Annotated in this window: 16 protein-coding genes; 8 read left to right on the top strand and 8 right to left on the bottom strand. The window is 64.2% G+C overall.

Annotation, left to right across the window (positions count from 1 at the left end; genetic code table 11):
* Positions 1-159 precede the first annotated feature (159 nt).
* Positions 160-1,341 (top strand): MFS transporter, encoded by a 1,182-nt coding sequence (locus A9K66_RS19470; protein ID WP_067326781.1) that lies wholly within the window; start codon positions 160-162, stop codon positions 1,339-1,341.
* A gap of 25 nt (positions 1,342-1,366) precedes the next feature.
* Here A9K66_RS19470 and A9K66_RS19465 read toward each other — a convergent pair whose 3' ends face one another.
* Positions 1,367-2,743, bottom strand: a complete 1,377-nt coding sequence (locus A9K66_RS19465) for a PLP-dependent aminotransferase family protein (protein WP_067327162.1) — start codon at positions 2,741-2,743, stop codon at positions 1,367-1,369.
* Positions 2,744-2,848: 105 nt separating this feature from the next.
* Here A9K66_RS19465 and A9K66_RS19460 point away from each other — a divergent pair, with 105 nt between their 5' ends.
* Positions 2,849-3,238, top strand: coding sequence for a DUF983 domain-containing protein (locus A9K66_RS19460; protein WP_082953963.1), 390 nt, complete (start codon positions 2,849-2,851; stop codon positions 3,236-3,238).
* Positions 3,239-3,265: 27 nt separating this feature from the next.
* On the opposite strand, the gene A9K66_RS19455 is transcribed toward A9K66_RS19460, so the two are convergent.
* Both A9K66_RS19455 and A9K66_RS19450 read right to left on the bottom strand, forming a co-directional pair.
* On the bottom strand, positions 3,266-3,823 hold the full coding sequence (locus tag A9K66_RS19455; protein WP_067326778.1) for a GNAT family N-acetyltransferase: 558 nt from the start codon (positions 3,821-3,823) through the stop codon (positions 3,266-3,268).
* Between the two features lie 51 nt (positions 3,824-3,874).
* Positions 3,875-4,585, bottom strand: a complete 711-nt coding sequence (locus A9K66_RS19450; RefSeq protein ID WP_067326775.1) for a DNA helicase — start codon at positions 4,583-4,585, stop codon at positions 3,875-3,877.
* Positions 4,586-4,876: 291 nt separating this feature from the next.
* On the opposite strand from A9K66_RS19450, the gene A9K66_RS19445 reads away from it, so the two are divergent.
* Positions 4,877-5,866 carry a hypothetical protein gene (locus A9K66_RS19445; protein ID WP_067326772.1) on the top strand — a complete coding sequence of 330 codons (990 nt, stop codon included), beginning with the start codon at positions 4,877-4,879 and terminating at the stop codon, positions 5,864-5,866.
* Between the two features lie 9 nt (positions 5,867-5,875).
* On the opposite strand, the gene A9K66_RS19440 is transcribed toward A9K66_RS19445, so the two are convergent.
* On the bottom strand, positions 5,876-6,325 hold the full coding sequence (locus A9K66_RS19440; protein ID WP_067326768.1) for a GatB/YqeY domain-containing protein: 450 nt from the start codon (positions 6,323-6,325) through the stop codon (positions 5,876-5,878).
* Between the two features lie 269 nt (positions 6,326-6,594).
* On the opposite strand from A9K66_RS19440, the gene carA reads away from it, so the two are divergent.
* A complete protein-coding gene (gene carA / locus A9K66_RS19435) occupies positions 6,595-7,797 on the top strand; it encodes a glutamine-hydrolyzing carbamoyl-phosphate synthase small subunit (RefSeq protein ID WP_067326765.1) in 1,203 nt (400 codons plus the stop codon).
* A 189-nt stretch (positions 7,798-7,986) separates the two neighbouring features.
* On the opposite strand, the gene A9K66_RS19430 is transcribed toward carA, so the two are convergent.
* From A9K66_RS19430 to mntR, 3 genes are all read right to left on the bottom strand, one after another.
* Positions 7,987-9,255, bottom strand: coding sequence for a TCR/Tet family MFS transporter (locus A9K66_RS19430; RefSeq protein WP_067326761.1), 1,269 nt, complete (start codon positions 9,253-9,255; stop codon positions 7,987-7,989).
* Positions 9,256-9,399: 144 nt separating this feature from the next.
* Positions 9,400-10,317, bottom strand: coding sequence for a neutral zinc metallopeptidase (locus tag A9K66_RS19425; RefSeq protein ID WP_067326758.1), 918 nt, complete (start codon positions 10,315-10,317; stop codon positions 9,400-9,402).
* A 367-nt stretch (positions 10,318-10,684) separates the two neighbouring features.
* Positions 10,685-11,137 carry a manganese-binding transcriptional regulator MntR gene (gene mntR / locus A9K66_RS19420; RefSeq protein WP_067327157.1) on the bottom strand — a complete coding sequence of 151 codons (453 nt, stop codon included), beginning with the start codon at positions 11,135-11,137 and terminating at the stop codon, positions 10,685-10,687.
* A gap of 226 nt (positions 11,138-11,363) precedes the next feature.
* Between mntR and A9K66_RS19415 the strand changes: the two genes are divergently transcribed.
* The 3 genes from A9K66_RS19415 to A9K66_RS19405 all read left to right on the top strand — a co-directional run bounded on the left by A9K66_RS19415 (position 11,364) and on the right by A9K66_RS19405 (position 14,349).
* Positions 11,364-12,713 carry an Nramp family divalent metal transporter gene (locus A9K66_RS19415; RefSeq protein WP_067326755.1) on the top strand — a complete coding sequence of 450 codons (1,350 nt, stop codon included), beginning with the start codon at positions 11,364-11,366 and terminating at the stop codon, positions 12,711-12,713.
* Between the two features lie 45 nt (positions 12,714-12,758).
* On the top strand, positions 12,759-13,601 hold the full coding sequence (locus tag A9K66_RS19410; RefSeq protein ID WP_067326752.1) for a protein-L-isoaspartate O-methyltransferase: 843 nt from the start codon (positions 12,759-12,761) through the stop codon (positions 13,599-13,601).
* A 97-nt stretch (positions 13,602-13,698) separates the two neighbouring features.
* Positions 13,699-14,349: a dihydrofolate reductase family protein gene (locus A9K66_RS19405; RefSeq protein ID WP_067326746.1), complete on the top strand. Its 651-nt coding sequence runs from the start codon at positions 13,699-13,701 to the stop codon at positions 14,347-14,349.
* Positions 14,350-14,399: 50 nt separating this feature from the next.
* On the opposite strand, the gene A9K66_RS19400 is transcribed toward A9K66_RS19405, so the two are convergent.
* Complete coding sequence (locus A9K66_RS19400; RefSeq protein ID WP_082953961.1) at positions 14,400-15,266, bottom strand: LysR substrate-binding domain-containing protein; 867 nt, start codon at positions 15,264-15,266, stop codon at positions 14,400-14,402.
* A 100-nt stretch (positions 15,267-15,366) separates the two neighbouring features.
* Here A9K66_RS19400 and A9K66_RS19395 point away from each other — a divergent pair, with 100 nt between their 5' ends.
* Positions 15,367-15,966, top strand: coding sequence for a LysE family translocator (locus A9K66_RS19395; protein WP_066994945.1), 600 nt, complete (start codon positions 15,367-15,369; stop codon positions 15,964-15,966).
* Positions 15,967-15,990: the final 24 nt, after the last annotated feature.

The following is a 15,990-nucleotide window of genomic DNA, read 5'->3' as shown; positions in this document are numbered from 1 at the left end:
TGGGCGTCCTCACGGCACGAAGAGGGCCTTGTGCTCATTTAGGCGGGACCACTGCCCAACCCGGTCAAGAAAACCTAAAGCGGCATCGACAATTTCTGCATTGCCCGCAGCGTCCATCCATGGTTTGAGGCCAGCTCATTCAGGATCGCTGTCCGCGCCATGCTGCCCCTCATTGCCCTGTTCATTGCCGCCTTCGCTTTCGGCACGACTGAGTTCGTCATCGCCGGCGTGCTGCCGGAGGTAGCGCAGGGTCTGGGTGTTTCCGTGCCCACCGCCGGCTATCTCGTCTCCGGCTATGCCTGCGGCATCGCCATTGGTGGTCCGCTCCTGGCGCTCGCAACCAGCAGGGTCTCGCGAAAGTCGCTGCTCATCGCCCTGACCATTGCCTTCACTCTTGGCCAGACCACATGCGCGCTGGCGCCCGATTTCACCTCGATGCTTCTCCTGCGCATTGCCACTGCAGTGGCGCATGGCTGCTATTTCGGCGTCGCCATGGTGGTCGCGGTCGGCCTGGTGCGCGAGGACCAGCGTGGCCGGGCGGTCGCGGTCATCCTCTCTGGATTGACCGTCTCCAATGTTATCGGCGTTCCGGCCGGCACCGCGATCGGCGGTCTCTGGGGCTGGCGGGCGACCTTCTGGGTGATGTGCGCGCTGGGCGTCATCGCGATCGTTGCCATGCTTGCGCTGCTGCCCCGCACGGCAGGCGCCGCCAACCGGCCCGCCGGCCTCGCGCGCGAGGTGCGCGTGTTGGGGCGCCAGCAGGTCTGGACCTCGCTCATCCTGATGCTGATGTTGATGATCGGCCAGTTCGGCCTCTTCACCTACATCACGCCGACGCTGCTCGAAGTCACCGGCCTCCACGAAAGCCTGATCCCGTTTGTGCTGCTGCTCAACGGCGTCGGCGCGACGATCGGCGTTCTCTTGGGCGGCAAGCTTGCCGACTGGAAGCTGATGCCGTCGCTGATCGCCATGCTTTTCCTGCAGGCGGTAATGCTTGGCGTCATCTATGCGGTCAGTCCCTACCCGGTGCCGATGATCGTCGCGATAGTCATATGGGGCGGCCTCAACTTCGCCATCGGCGCGCCGATCCAGACCCGGATCCTGGCCTGGACGGCAGACGCCTCGAACCTTGCCTCGTCGCTGATTCCCTCGGGCTTCAATGTCGGCATCGCGCTCGCCGCCTCGCTGGGCGCTGCGATGCTCAATGCCGGTCTTGGCTATCGCAGCCTGCCGGTCGCCGGCGCGTTTGCCATGCTGGTGGCCCTGGCGGTCGCGCTTGCCTCGCAGGCTTGGGAATGGCGCAGCCGGGCGACGCCGCCGTTGCCGGCTGCGGCGGAATAGAGCCTTGGCGTGCCGCTCTGCCGCCTCAGACCTGAGGACGCAAGGAGCCAGAGCCGCCCGACAGGATCGACTTCAAACCGTGAAGCCCCTCCTCCAGCCTTTCGTGGCTGGATGCGGCACCCAACGCCAGCCGCAAGCCATCAGCGGCACTGGGCACGACGGAGAACTCTTCCGCCGGGCTGAGGGCCAATCCGCGACGGCGTGCGATCTCGGCGATATCCGATGAACGCAATCGCGCATCCAGCGGATACCAAAGATGCAGGCTTGATTCCGTCGAGGCGAAACCGGCCGGCAGGATCTTGCGCGCGATCGTCTGCCTGGCCTCTGCTTCGGCACGCACCGCGGCGGTGATCTCGCCGGCCAGGCCGCTTCGCACCCACTCGCAGGCGAGCCCCGTCATCAGCGGCGGCGCCATCATGGTGGTGCCCCGGATTGTCGCCGCGATCCGCTCGACGGATTTCGCGTCAGGCGCCGCCAGGAACGCCGTGCGCAGAAATGGCGAGATGCATTTCGCCAATGTAGCCAGGTGGAATGTCCGGTCCGGCGCCAGGCTGAGGAAGGCTGGCGGTGAAGCGGTCTGCAGGGGACTGTAGGGATCGTCCTCGACGATCACCAGGCCAAGCCTGCCCGCCATCCGAGCCAGATCCCGGCGCCGGCCCTCCGGCATGGTGAGCGTGGTCGGATTGTGAAGTGTCGGGTTGAGATAGAGGGCGCGGGCGCCATATCGTCGCGCCGCTTCCTCCAGATGGTCGGGGCGCATGCCGTCATCGTCGCGTCCCGCCCCAGCCAGCTTTCGCCCCGTGGCCTGCGCCAGCGCGATCAGGCCGGGATAGGTCAGCGTATCGGTGAGGATCGTATCGCCCTCACGGGTTTGCGACAGAAGGACGGCGGCGAGCAGCGCCTGCGCCCCCGAACCAAGAGCCACGCGCTCGACAGGCAACCTGCCGCCGGCTGCGGCAAGCCAATACGAGCCGGCGGCGCGTTCCGCGGGAGAACCCGGGCCGGGATGGTAGGAAAGCAGTGCTTCGGCGCTGAAACGTTTGAGCAGTCCCTCGATGCCGCTCCGGATCAATGCCGGCAGGCTCAGGCCCGAAGGCGCCGGCGGAATGTTCATGCTCAGATCGAGGATCGGCTCTTCCGGCTCGCCGGGCGTGATGAAGGTGCCGCGACCGGCCGTTGCATCGATCAGGTTCCTGCGGCGGGCTTCGGTGAACGCCCGGGTGACCGTGGTCAGATCCACGCCAAGGAAGCGGGCAAGCTCTCGCTGCGGCGGCAGCCTGTCCCCCGGTTGCAGCCGCCCGATCGAGCGGGCAGCCGCAAGCGCCTCGACGATCTTGAGATAGAGCGGCCGTGAGTCTTCCGCCAAGGGAGAAAGCCAGCTGAGGTCCCCTTCACTGTTCATGCCACCGGCATCCATACATTTTGTCGCATTGTATGCATACAATAATCATATTAGTATGTATGCGTGACCTCAAGGCCGATCGAATGCATGCGAGGTCCTGGAGTGATGACCATGCACGACGCGCACTATCCCCACCTCGAGCCCTGGCGGGTCGGCATCCGCGGGCGATGCCCGCGTTGCGGAGAGGGCCGGCTGTTCGACGGATTTCTGGAGCTGGCGCCGAAATGCGAAGTCTGCGGGCTCGACTATTCTTTTGCCGATCCGGCCGACGGACCCGCCTTCTTCGTCATCTGCTTTGCCTGCGTGCCCTCCGTCCTGTTCGCCGTCTGGGCGCAGGTGACGTTCGAGCCATCCATGTGGTTCCACGCCTTCGTTTCGGTGCCGATCATCCTTGCGACCTGCATTCCGCCGCTCAGGCCGCTGAAAGGCTGGCTTGTCGCGAGCCAGTTCTACTACAAGGCCGCAGAAGGAAGACTGGCCAGGCCCGGCGAATAAGGTTCTCAAGTTCGCTTGCCTTGAGACCTAAAGGTCGATCCGGTACTTGAGGCTCTCCGCGCCACCATAGGCGGCGACTTTGGCGAACCGCCCGACGAGAATGCCGCCATTGGCGAGCACCACCTTCTGGGATGCAAGATTGTCGAGATCGGTGGTGATCTCGACATAGTCGAGACCGACCGCCCTTGCCTCGTGAAGCATCAGCCGCAGCGCTTCGGTGGCATAGCCGCGCCCCTTCTTCCATGGCATCACGGCATAGCCGATGTGGCCGAGCACGTGCGGCGGCAGCGCCGACGTGCCCTTCTGCCAGCGAAGCCCGATCGAGCCGGCGGCCTCGCCGTCCCAGATCCAGCGCCGGAAGCCCGGCAGGCGTGGCACCATTGTGCCGTCCGGCAGCGCGATCGGCGGCCCCTTGGCTTCGGGATCGTCAAGGCCGGCAAGGAATGCCGCCGGATCCTGTTCGATCGCCTCAAGCTGCTCGCGCGTAGCCTCCAGCAGCCGCACATTGTCCGGCGACCAGCCGCGCTCCAGCGCCGCCTTGTAGGATGGCAGATGCTCGAGCGCCGGTTTGACGATTTCGACCATGAAGCCGTGTCCTTTGCGAGATCGGAGGCATAGCCCCGGTCAGGATCGCCCTCAAGCTGACTGAAAGCGGATTTCGCCCTTGTTGAGGAAGCACATCTTGTCGAAGAGCGATAAATCGAGTGGGTTCGGCAGCCGGACATCGTCAAGGTCGGGAAACGGCTTCCTGGACGCATCGTATGACCGGTCGACCTGAGAGATGAAGACCAGCACCAGCCCGCGTTCCCGGGCAAACGATCTCAAGGCGCGTATCTGGACCATGAGCTCGGGATCCTCGCGCTTCTGGTCGAGCAGTTGCAGATAGTCGATCACCGCCAGCGTGCCGCGCGGCGCCGACCCCAACGCCTCGATGATGTAGGTGGCGCTGATGGCGTCGGAATTGTCGAACTCGAACAGATGGTCGAAAACGGCAGGGTCGACGCCGATGTCGCGGAACCGGTCGAGGATGTCGGCATGCATGTATTCCAGGGTGAAGAATACGGCGCGACTGCCCTGCTTCATGGCCGCCACGGCGAGTTCGAGGCTCATCAGCGTCTTGCCCTGACCCGGCCGGGCCGCCACGAGGACCATGTCGCCGGGTATCAGTTGCGCCAGCAGCCTCCCGGCGGGTGCGGCCTCGGCGGCTTTCGCCGCAAGCAGGCTCCAGCTGCCAAAGCCTTCCTTGAAGGCCATGCGGTCAAGCGCCTCATGAAGGGGAACATTTTCCTTGCGCGACAGCAACCTCGCCTGGCGCTTGAGATGATAGACGGGTGCGGAAAGCCGCATCGAAAAACCTCCTATTGCGAGCAGTCTTCGCAATCCCTCCTTATGCCGATGCTCGAACAGTCGGTTTAGCGATCGAATGCCCTGCATGAACAATGCTTTCCCAACGGAGGGAGGAGGCGTGGGCGCGCCGGAATCAGATAGTAGCCAACTTCTTGCCTGTCGAAAATCGCAGATGCGCCAGCTTCGGCAGAGCGCACTAGACAAGAAGTGTTTCGCCCATCGGCGCTATGCTCTTATGATTGGCGCAGGTGATTCACCACAAGCGATACCAGTTCGAGGGGGGATTATCCGGTGCGGTTGATATCTGTTCCGCTTGGTGCCGCCGTCCTCTTCGTCCTCGCCGCTCTGACGGCATCGGTCGGCTCGTTCGCGGCGTTGCGCCCATCGAACATTCCGGACTGGCTGCAGCGCCATGTCGGCGACAACGAAGGTCAGATCTCGCAGGTCGTGCTGGAGCGGGCGCGCGCCCTCCACCAGAAGAAGGTCAGTGAAGGTTCGGTCAGCAACCCCTGCTACTTCGCCATGGATGCGACGCGGCCCGGCGACCTGGGCAACAGTGTGCTTGGCCAACGCTACTATATCATCTGCGAGGCCAAGCAGCTCTTTCGAGCGGTTTCTTCGGGCCATGGCGGCGGCCGCAATCTCAAAGGCGTTGCCGATTTCTCCAATGGCAGGCGTTGCGCGAAAAACTTCGGCAACGCGATGGATTCGGAGCTGACGGCAGGCGGAGCCTACATGACCGCCGAGACCAAGACGTCCTTCAAGGGCTATTATCGCGTCGGTGCGCAGAACGCGGTGTTCATGCGTACCTTCATCCAGTTCGATGGCGAAGGCGAAGCGGCGAACGCCAGGCAGCGCGTGATCGGCGGCCATCCGGCAGCCTTGCTCAGGGGCATGTGCCTGCGGAAAGATCCGAACAGCTCCTACGCCGACCATGACGGCTTCGTCCCGTTCGGCAAGCTGGTGAATTATGCCGGCGGCCGCAGCAATGGCTGCACCAGCTGGTCGCCGGCCGATGCCGAGCAGATCATCCCGTTGGTGAAGAACAACCCGACGACGCTCTATATCTATCCTGAATCGCGCGACATCGCCGCTGTGGCGCGCGCAAAGGCCGCCGGCCAAGCGCTGTCGGCTGCGGGCGTCTATTGGAACGCATCCTGCCTGAAGGAAATCGGCTCTCCGAAGTTCTGGCCGAAGAAGACCCTCGAGCCGATCATCGCGCAGTACAAGAAGGACCATCCGGCGCCGCCGCCGCAGCCGGTGCCGATCTGCAAGAACTGAGCCGGTCTTCTACTGGAGCAGCCCCTTGATGATGGCGCTCGCCTTGGCGAAATCCATCTGGCCGGCATATTTCTGCTTCAGGGCGCCGATCACCTTGCCCATGTCCTTCTGGCTGGCGGCACCCGTCGCCGCGATCGCCTCGCGCGCCGCCGCCGTGATCGCCACATCGTCGAGCTGTGCCGGCAGGAACTCGCGGATGATCTCCATCTCGCCGCGCTCCTGCGCCGCCAGTTCCGGCCGCCTGCCGTCCTCGAAGGCTTTGGCCGATTCCTCGCGCTGCTTCACCATCTTGGAGAGGATCTGCAGGATCTCTTCCTCGCTCGCCGCCGGCTTGCCCGCGCCGCGATTGGCGATGTCGCGGTCGTGGATGGCGGCCTGGATCAGCCTGAGCGTCGGCAGCCGATGCTTGTCCTGTGCCTTCATCGCGCTCTTCATGGATTCGGCGATTTTCTCGCGCATGATGCTTCTCCTTCGATCGCGGCGGACAATAGCTTCGCCGGACGCTCAAGGCAAATCCAGGCAAACCGTTGATTTTGCTCGGCGAAATAAATCCATTCCGCTCGGAGGAAGCGTCATTGACCGCTTTGCCGCCATCCCCTATGTACTGAGCCTCGCATGAACTGAAACTTTGGTTGCGCGCAGGCTCGCGAATTCGCCGCCGCGCGTCGTTTGCTGCGCGGGTCGTCCCTCCAACGGGATGATCCGGAACAGCCTCTAGGAGTGCCGCCATGGCCACGACCGCCCCCTGGGCCACCGAAAAGCCGACCGCCCTTCTCGTGCTCGCCGACGGCACGGTGATCGAAGGCCGCGGCCTCGGCGCCACCGGATCGGCGGTCGCCGAAGTCTGCTTCAACACCGCCCTGACCGGCTACGAAGAGATCCTTACCGACCCCTCCTATGCCGGCCAGATCGTCACCTTCACCTTCCCGCATATCGGCAATGTCGGCACCAACAGCGAGGATATCGAGGATTTGCATCCAGCTGCCCGCGCGGGTGCCGTCGGCGCGATCTTCAAGGCCAATGTCACCGACCCCTCCAACTACCGGGCGGCCGGGCATCTCGACCAATGGTTGAAGAGGCGCGGCATCATCGCGCTCTCGGGGATCGACACTCGCGCTCTCACCGTGCTGATCCGCGAGAAAGGCATGCCCAACGCCGTGATCGCCCATGCACCGGATGGCGTTTTCGACCTCGACGACCTGAAGCGGCGCGCCGCCGCCTGGTCGGGCCTTATCGGGCTGGACCTCGCCAAGGAGGTCACCTCGGGCCAATCCTCGGTCTGGCGCGAGACGCCCTGGGCCTGGAACAAAGGCTTCGGCGAGCAGGACGAGTCGTCGCTGCATGTCGTGGCCATCGATTATGGCGTCAAGCGAAACATACTGCGCCTGCTTGCGGGCCTCGGCGCCAAGGTCACCGTCGTGCCGGCAAAAACCGGCGCGGAAGAGATCCTGGCCATGCAGCCGGACGGCATCTTCCTGTCCAACGGTCCCGGCGACCCGGAAGCGACGGGCAAATATGCCGTGCCGGTCATCCAGGACCTGCTGAAAAGCGATCTCCCGGTGTTCGGCATCTGCCTCGGCCACCAGATGCTGGCGCTGGCGCTCGGCGGCAAGACCGAGAAGATGCATCAGGGCCATCACGGCGCCAACCATCCGGTGAAGGACCACACAACCGGCAAGGTCGAGATCGTCTCGATGAACCATGGCTTCGCCGTCGACGCCGACTCGCTGCCCGAAGACGTCGAGGAAACCCACGTCTCGCTGTTCGACGGCTCGAATTGCGGCATCGCGCTGACCGGCCGGCCGGTGTTCTCGGTCCAGCACCATCCCGAGGCCTCGCCCGGGCCGCAGGATTCGCACTATCTCTTCCGCCGCTTCGTCAATCTCATTCGCGAGCGGCGCGGCGCGCCGGCCCTGGCCGAGGGCGCCTAGCTCAAAGCGCAACCCACTCCAAGGCGTATTGAGATTCGGGCCAGGCCGGGCCGGAGTCGAAGACGGGCGCGAAGCGACCAAACTGGCCGGGTTCAGAGAACCGGAGCGGATCGTATTTTTTGGTCGTGCGCACTGGAAGCGCAGGAAACAGTCATTTACAGGCCAGCACCACCTGAATATCAACACGCCTTAAGCCGCGTCGGTCACCGCTTCCTGCGCGTGCATGCGCTCGACCTCCTTCGGTGTCGGCTTGGCGACCTTCGTCACGAAGACGATCACCGCCAATGTCAGGAAAACCGCGCCGAGCACATAGGGCGCGCCGCCGAACTCAACCGGCGCGCTTGGGCCGGTGAACCAGGAAAAGATCGCCGTATAAAGCAGCGGCGTGATGATCGAGGTGATCGAGAAGATCGAGGTCATCGCGCCCTGCAATTCGCCTTGCGCCGAAGGCGGCACCTTGGCGGCCGCAAGGCTCCTCAATGGCGGGTCGGCGAGCGCTTCCAGGCAGCCGGCGACGATCACCGCGTAGATCATCCAGCCCTGCGTCGCAAACGCGTAGCCAAAGGCGCTGAGCGCGGTGAAGGTCAGGCCGATCGCCGCGGTCCTCCACTCGCCGAGCTTCGGGATGACACGCGGCAGCACCGTCGCCATGACGATCGCGCCGCAAAGGCCGAAGGCGCCGAGCGAGAAGCCGATCTGCTGCTCATTCCAGCCATAACGGTAGCTTGAAACGAAAGACCAGACCGCCGGATACATCATGTGGCCGAGCGTCATCAGGAAAAAGACCAGTCCGATCCAGCCAATGCCGGGATAGTTGCGCATCTGGATCAGCGTGCCGACCGGATTGGCGCGTTTCCATTCGAAGCGGCGACGATGCTGCTCGTCCAGCGTCTCCGGCAGCAAGAACATCGCGATGAGGAAGTTCACGAAGGCGAGCCCGGCGGCGAAGTAGAACGGCACGCGCGGCCCGAACGTGCCGAGCAGTCCGCCGAGCACCGGGCCGATGACGAAGCCGACGCCGAAGGCAATGCCGAGCAGGCCGAAATTCTTGGCCCTGTTCTCGTCGTTCGAGATGTCGGCGATGAAGGCCGACGTCGTCGAATAGCTGGCGCCGGAAATGCCGGCGAGCACGCGTCCGATGAACAGCATCGGATAGGACCAGGCGATGGCGCAGATCAGATTGTCGATGGAGAAGGTGAGCACCGAGGCAAGCAGGATCGGCCGCCGCCCGAAACGGTCGCTCAAGCCGCCGATGACAGGCGCGAAGAAGAATTGCATCGCCGCATAGACGAAGAACAGCCAGCCGCCCTCGATCGCCGCCTCGCTGACGCCGACGCCGGTCAGCTCCTGCAGATAGGCCGGCAGCACCGGCATGATGATGCCGAAGCCGATGACGTCGAGCAGCAGCGTCGTGAAAACGAGCGCAAGGCCCCGCTTGGCGGTCTTGGGGTCGATCATGGTGACAAGCTCCTCGGCCGCCTTGGGCGGGAGGCTCTTATAGGCGAGCCAGCCGGCCGGAACAATAAGCGAACGACCGCAACTGCCTCATCCTGACATCAGTTCCCGGCAGCCCGCCGCGGTGCCGCAGCCCTGCGTCGCCGCTCAGACCGGATTGTTGAATGTATCGCAGTCCGAAAGCTTGCCGCTCTTGTAGCCGCGCGCCAGCCAGGTCTGCCGCTGCGCCGACGTGCCGTGGTTGAAGCTTTCCGGAACCACATAGCCCTGCATTTTTTTCTGCAGCGTGTCGTCGCCGATCTGCTTGGCGGCATTCAGCGCGCTTTCCATGTCGCCCTGCTCCAGAATGCCCTTCTGCGCGGTATAGTGCGCCCAGACACCGGCGAAGCAGTCTGCCTGAAGCTCGACCCGGACCGACATCTGATTGGCCTCTGCCTCGCCCATGCCCTGCCGCATCTGGTTGAATTTCGACATGATGCCGGTGAGGTTCTGCACGTGATGGCCGACCTCATGCGCGATCACGTAGGCGCGGGCGAATTCACCCGAGGCGCCGAACTGCTGGTCGAGCTGCTGGAAGAAGGTCATGTCGAGATAGACCTTGTGATCGCCCGGGCAATAGAACGGTCCCGCCGCCGAAGAGGCAAAGCCGCAAGCCGACCGGATCTGGCTGCTGAACAGCACCAGTTTCGGGTCCTCGTAGGTGAGGCCATTGGCCTTGAAGATACCGCTCCATGTGTCCTCGGTCTCGGCGAGCACGGTCGCCACGAACTGTTTCATCTCGTCCGAGGCGGGCGCGCCGCTGTCCGGCGAACTGCTGTCTTCGGTAATCTGGCCGCCGCCGCCCGGCACAAGGCCACCACCTTCACCCAGGATCTGCGATGGATCGAAGCCGAAATACCATCCGGCGAGAACCACCAGAATGACGAAGATGATGCTGCCGCCGCCGCCCGCTCGCCCCCCGATCGGAACGCGGAACTGCCGCGGACCGCCACCGCCGAACCCGCCGCCGCTGTCGCTGCGCTCGTCCTCGATATTGTCGCTCTGACGGCGGCCTCTCCAAAGCATGGCAACTTCCTCGCAATGCAGATGTTCTGGAAGGTCCGGCCGAAGACCGCCCCCTTCAGACAATTATCGCAACGGTCACGCCGAGTCACAGCATTTTTGCTGACCAAAAGACCGCGCGTCCGGCTCCAGATGGGAGGAGAATTCAGAGCTTTTGTTTCGACCGGTTTCGGCCTCGGTCTTTGCGCTCGTCACGAGCCGCCGCCTGTCTCAACCCGTTGGCCGCTTGCTAGCCCTTCGTGGTCCGTGCCTGTTCAACGCCCGTCGCTTCCTCCCTTCCACGCGATCATCGCGCAACGTCAGGAGCAACGTGCGTACCGTTCGGCGGTTCCAGCGACTCGTCGGTCGGGAAGTTTAACGCTGGCGGGGCTCAGCGTGTCGTCATCGCCCTGCGAAATGCATCCAGCGTCTCGGCGCTGACATGGTGCTCGATGCCCTCGGCATCGATCCGTGCCGTCTCGGGGCTGACACCGAGCGAGCGCAGGAAGGCTTCGACAGTCTCGTGACGGATGCGGCTCTCCTGCGCCACCTTGCGACCGGCGTCCGTGAGAAACACCCCGCGATAGGGTTTCCTGGACACCAGCCCGTCGGCGCAGAGCCGTGTCAGCATTTTTGCCACGGTGGGTTGCGCGACGCCAAGCCTGGCCGCGATATCGACCTGACGGGCCTCGTTTCCGTCCTCGATCAGATCGGCGATCAGCTCGACATAGTCCTCGACAAGCGCGCTGCGACGCGCTTCGCGGGTCTGCCGGAACCCTTCCGAATGGATTTCGGCATCAGGAAGCGGCTTTTCGCGTCGAACTGGTCTGTTCCTCAGCGCCAATACGCGCTCCTTCATGGCTGAATCGGCTCCGCACTCATAGCACGGACCGTAGTGCTCTGGCCGTTTATTTGCATTCCCGGGTCGGCGCAACCCGGCGTTTGCTGCTGCACGCGGCGCCTGTCGGCTTGCATCACAAGAGCTTGAACAATGAAGTATAGCCTGTTGCATAATGTTCAGCCTTAGCATACATAGTGGCGATCCTCGATACCCTTCCAGCGGACCCCCGATGTCAGAAGCAGTGTCCCGTCCCTCGTGGCAATTTGCCCGCTCCGATGAGACTGAGCAGCCCAGTCTGCGCGAGGTCAATGCCTCGATCAGGGTGCCCGACACCGGTCTCTGGTTCCGCCGCCTGTTCGCCTTCATGGGTCCCGGCTATATGGTCTCGGTCGGCTATATGGACCCGGGCAACTGGGCGACAGACCTCGCCGGCGGCGCCCAGTTCGGCTACACGCTGCTTTTCATCATCATGCTGTCGAACCTGATGGCGATCCTGTTGCAGGCGCTGGCCGCCCGCCTCGGCATCGCCACCGGCCGCGACCTCGCGCAGGCCTGCCGCGCCTATTATCCGCGTCCGGTAAATTTCCTGCTCTGGATCGCCTGCGAACTGGCGATCATCGCCTGCGACCTCGCCGAGGTGATCGGCACGGCGATTGCGCTGCAGCTCCTGTTCGGCATCCCGCTGATCGGCGGCGCCGTCCTCACCGCGCTGGACGCCTTCCTTGTGCTGCTGCTCATGAACAGGGGCTTCCGTTATCTCGAGGCGTTCGTCGTCGCGCTCCTGATCATCATCTTTGGCTGCTTCGCCATCCAGATCTTCGTCGCCGCCCCGCCCGCAGGCACAATCCTGCATTCGATGTTCGTGCCGTCGTCCCAGATCGTCACCAACCCGACGATGCTCTACATCGCCATCGGCATCATCGGCGCCACCGTGATGCCGCACAATCTCTACCTGCACTCCTCGATCGTGCAGACCCGCGCCTATGAGCGCACCGATGCCGGCAAGCGCGACGCCATCAAATGGGCGACCACGGACTCGACCATCGCGCTGATCCTGGCGCTGTTTGTCAACGCGTCCATCCTGATCGTCGCGGCCGTGGCCTTCCACGGCACCGGGCACCAGGATGTCGCCGAGATCGGTCAGGCTTTCGCATTGCTGTCGCCGCTGTTGGGCTTGAGCATCGCCTCGATCCTGTTCGCGGTCGCGCTGCTCGCCTCCGGGCTCAACTCGACGGTCACTGCCACGCTCGCCGGCCAGATCGTGATGGAAGGCTTCCTGCGTCTGCGCATTCCGCAATGGGCGCGCCGCCTGCTGACGCGCGGCCTTGCCATCGTCCCCGTCGTGATCGTCACCGCGCTCTACGGCGAAAAGGGCACGGCCCAGCTCCTGGTCTTCAGCCAGGTCATCCTGTCGATGCAGTTGCCCTTCGCCGTTGTGCCGCTGGTGCAGTTCGTCTCGGATAAGAAGAAAATGGGCAGTTTCGCCATCTCGCGCGGCGTCGCCGCACTCGCCTGGGTAGTCGCGGCGATCATCCTGGTGCTCAACTTCAAGCTGCTCTTCGACACTTTTGCCGGCTGAGTTCGAGCCGCGACATCCCGGCCGGCCGCGCTATCTTCTGAAAGCATGACCGTTTCGGACGACGCCCGAAAATTCTACGCCAAACTGATGGCCGCGCATGCGCGCTCCGCCGATCCCCGCATCGAGGAGGCGTTCGCCTCCGTGCCGCGCGAGGCCTTTCTCGGCCCTGGACCTTGGACAGTCTTTGCCGGCGACGGAGCGTTCAAAACCCCGACTGCCGATCCAAGCTACATCTACCAGAACGTGCTGGTGGTGCTCGATGCCGACAAGGGCATCAACAACGGCGAACCGGTTCTGCACGCCATGTGGATCGGCAAGGTCGAACCGAAACCCGGCGAAGCCGTCACCCATATCGGCGCCGGCACCGGCTACTATACCGCGCTGCTGGCAAGGCTGGTCGAGCCCGGCGGCAGCGTCACCGCCTTCGAGATCGAAGCGGATCTCGCCGCGCAAGCCAAGGTGAACCTCGCGGCCTATGGCAATGTCGAGGTCGTTGCCGGCGACGCTGTCGCCGGCCCGCTGCCGCCCTCCGACATCATCTATGTCAATGCTGCCGTCATTGCCCCGCCCCCTGCGTGGCTGAGGGCGCTCAGGCCCGGCGGCCGGCTGATCTTCCCCTGGCGGCCGGCGCAGCGTATCGGCCTCGCCGTGCTGGTCACCCGCATGCAGGCGGGGTTCGCCTGCCGGCCCTTCATGGGTTCCTGGTTCATCCCTTGCGTCGGCGCCTCCCTCGCCGGCCCGGACGCAAAAGTGCCAACCCGCGAACGCGCCAGCCGCACGCGCTCGATCTGGCTGACCGAAGACAAGGCGCCCGATCGAACCGCCACCGCCGTGTTCGGCGATGTCTGGTTTTCGTCCCGCGCCATGCGCGCCGACAGCGAACGATAGAAATCTGCGGGAGTCTGTGTCGGAACGCAGGCTCGTCGCCCGTCCTTAGGCCGAAATCCGGCCGCGACGGCACGGATCACGAAAAGGGAGAAGACAGATGCGCAAGATCATCGCCGCCACATTCGTCAGCCTCGACGGGGTCATGCAGGCGCCGGGCGGCCCGGAAGAAGACCCGGTCGGCGGCTTTCAATTCGGCGGCTGGACCTTCCATTACTTTGACGAGGTGGCGGGCGAGGCAATGGACGAATTGTTCTCCAAGCCCTTCGCCCTGCTGCTCGGTCGCAGAACCTATGACATCTTCGCCGCGTACTGGCCGTATCAGAAAGATCCGATCGCAGATGCCTTCAACCCGGCGACCAAATATGTCGCGACGCATCGGCCGGATAGCCTGACCTGGCAGAGCACGCAGCCGCTTGGACCAGACGTCGTTGCCAGGCTCAGGCAGCTCAAGCAGGAAGACGGACCCGATCTGCTCATCCAGGGTTCGGGCAATCTGATCCAGACCCTGCTCGCCAATGGGCTGATCGACGAGATCCGGTTGATGATCTTCCCGCTGTTGCTGGGCAAGGGAAAGCGCCTGTTCGGCGATGACGCGATGCCCGCCGCCTTCAAGCTCATCAAGTCGCAAACCACCAGCACGGGTGTCATCATGGCGACCTATGAACGTGGCGGCGGCGTCAAGACCGGATCTTTTGCGACAGAGCAGCCTTCCGAAGCCGAGCTCGAACGGCGCAAGAATTGGAAGTAGCGCCAAGGTTCCTCGCCCCCAAAGCGGGGGCGAGGAACGAAAAGTGTCGCTCACGCTGCCCGGCGATGCCGCGCCAGACCCTCGCGGATATGAGTGGCGAATGCCTCTGCCGTCCGCGTCACTGCATGCTTCGGCAGGTGCAGGTTGACGGAAAAATTCGGCAGCGCCGGTAAGTCGGCGTCGGACAGGATGTCGAGGTCGGCCGGAACCGTCGAGGCGAGCCAGGTGGTCACCGCAAGGTCCGACCGTACCGTTGCGGTCGTTGCGTCGATGTTGCCGTTCTCGAACACGGTGCGCCAATCGAGCCCGTGCGTGCCGAGCGCCGCCAGCACCGCGGGACGGAAGGCGCAGCTATCCGCGACCATGGAGACCGGCAAAGGCAGCTTCAAGCGCGCCGAGCCGCCTCTGGCACCGACCCAGACCAGCCGGTCGACCAGTAGGCACTCGCCGGCCGTCGGACCGGCCCGCTCCTCGATGACGGCAAGGTCGATCGTCCCTGCCGCCAGCGCCGCCGCGAGTTCCGGCGAAGAGGCGCAGACCAGCGAAATCTCCACCTGCGGATAGGCTTCAGCGTAGGTTTTCAAAACAGGTTGCAGCAATGTGCCGACAAGATCGTAGGGCACGCCGATCCGCACCCCGCCGGCGACCGCCTTGCCGCTTATCTCCGCCAGGATCTCGTCATTGAGCCGCAAGAGACGCCGGCCCTTGTCGAGCAGCCGTTCGCCCGAACGCGTCAGTCTCAAGCCGCGGCGGTCGCGCTCGAACAACATCTGGCCAAGGATCTCCTCCAGCCGCTTGATCTGCTGGCTGACGGCGCCCTGGGTCAGATTGAGGGCGTTGGCCGCGGCCGTCATGCTGGCTTTGTCGGCCGTCGTCACGAAGGTGCGGACAAGTGTGGTGTCGAGATCGCGGAACATCGCTGCATTATAATCACTAATGCAGACCATATCCAACATTGCATTTACTGATAGCGCCCAGCGCCTAACATGCAGGCTCCTTCCACCGTGGAGGCTTTGGATGTCCGAAACCATCATCCCCCTTGTCCTGTTCGCGTTGATCTCGACCTCGACGCCCGGCATCGCCACGACGCTGTCGACGGCATCCGGGGCGCAGTTCGGCTTTCGCCGATCGGTGCCGCTGATGGCCGGCAGCGCCGCGGGACTGGCGTCAGTAGCGGCGGCGGGTGCTGCCGGCCTGGCCGGGCTGATCGCCGCCGTCCCCTCGCTCCAGCTTGCGATGAAGATCGCCGGCTCGCTCTATCTGATCTGGCTGGCGATCAGGATCGGCCGCAGCGGCCCGCCCAAGCTCGACGTGAGCATGGCTAGGCCGAACAGCTTCTTCGGCGGCGCCGGGATTCAGTGGATGAATCCCAAGGGTTGGGCAATGGGCCTGGGTGCGGCCGCTTCCTTCGCGGCGCTTGCCGACGGCCCCTTGCAGTTGGCATTGCTGCTCGGCGCCGTGTTCGGCCTTGCCGCGGCCGTCTCGCTGTCGCTCTGGTGCGTAGCCGGCACGCTGCTGGCACGTTTGCTCCGAACCGAGCGGCAATGGCGCGCGCTCAACATCGTGCTTGGCCTGCTGCTGGCCGCCTCCATCCTGCAGATGTGGCGGCCAGCCTGAGACCGGCAAGTCCTTCAGGTTTGC

The organism is Mesorhizobium sp. AA23 (genome assembly GCF_001672435.1).
Taxonomy (GTDB): Bacteria; Pseudomonadota; Alphaproteobacteria; order Rhizobiales; family Rhizobiaceae; genus Mesorhizobium.
This window is presented reverse-complemented; position numbering and strand designations above follow the sequence as displayed.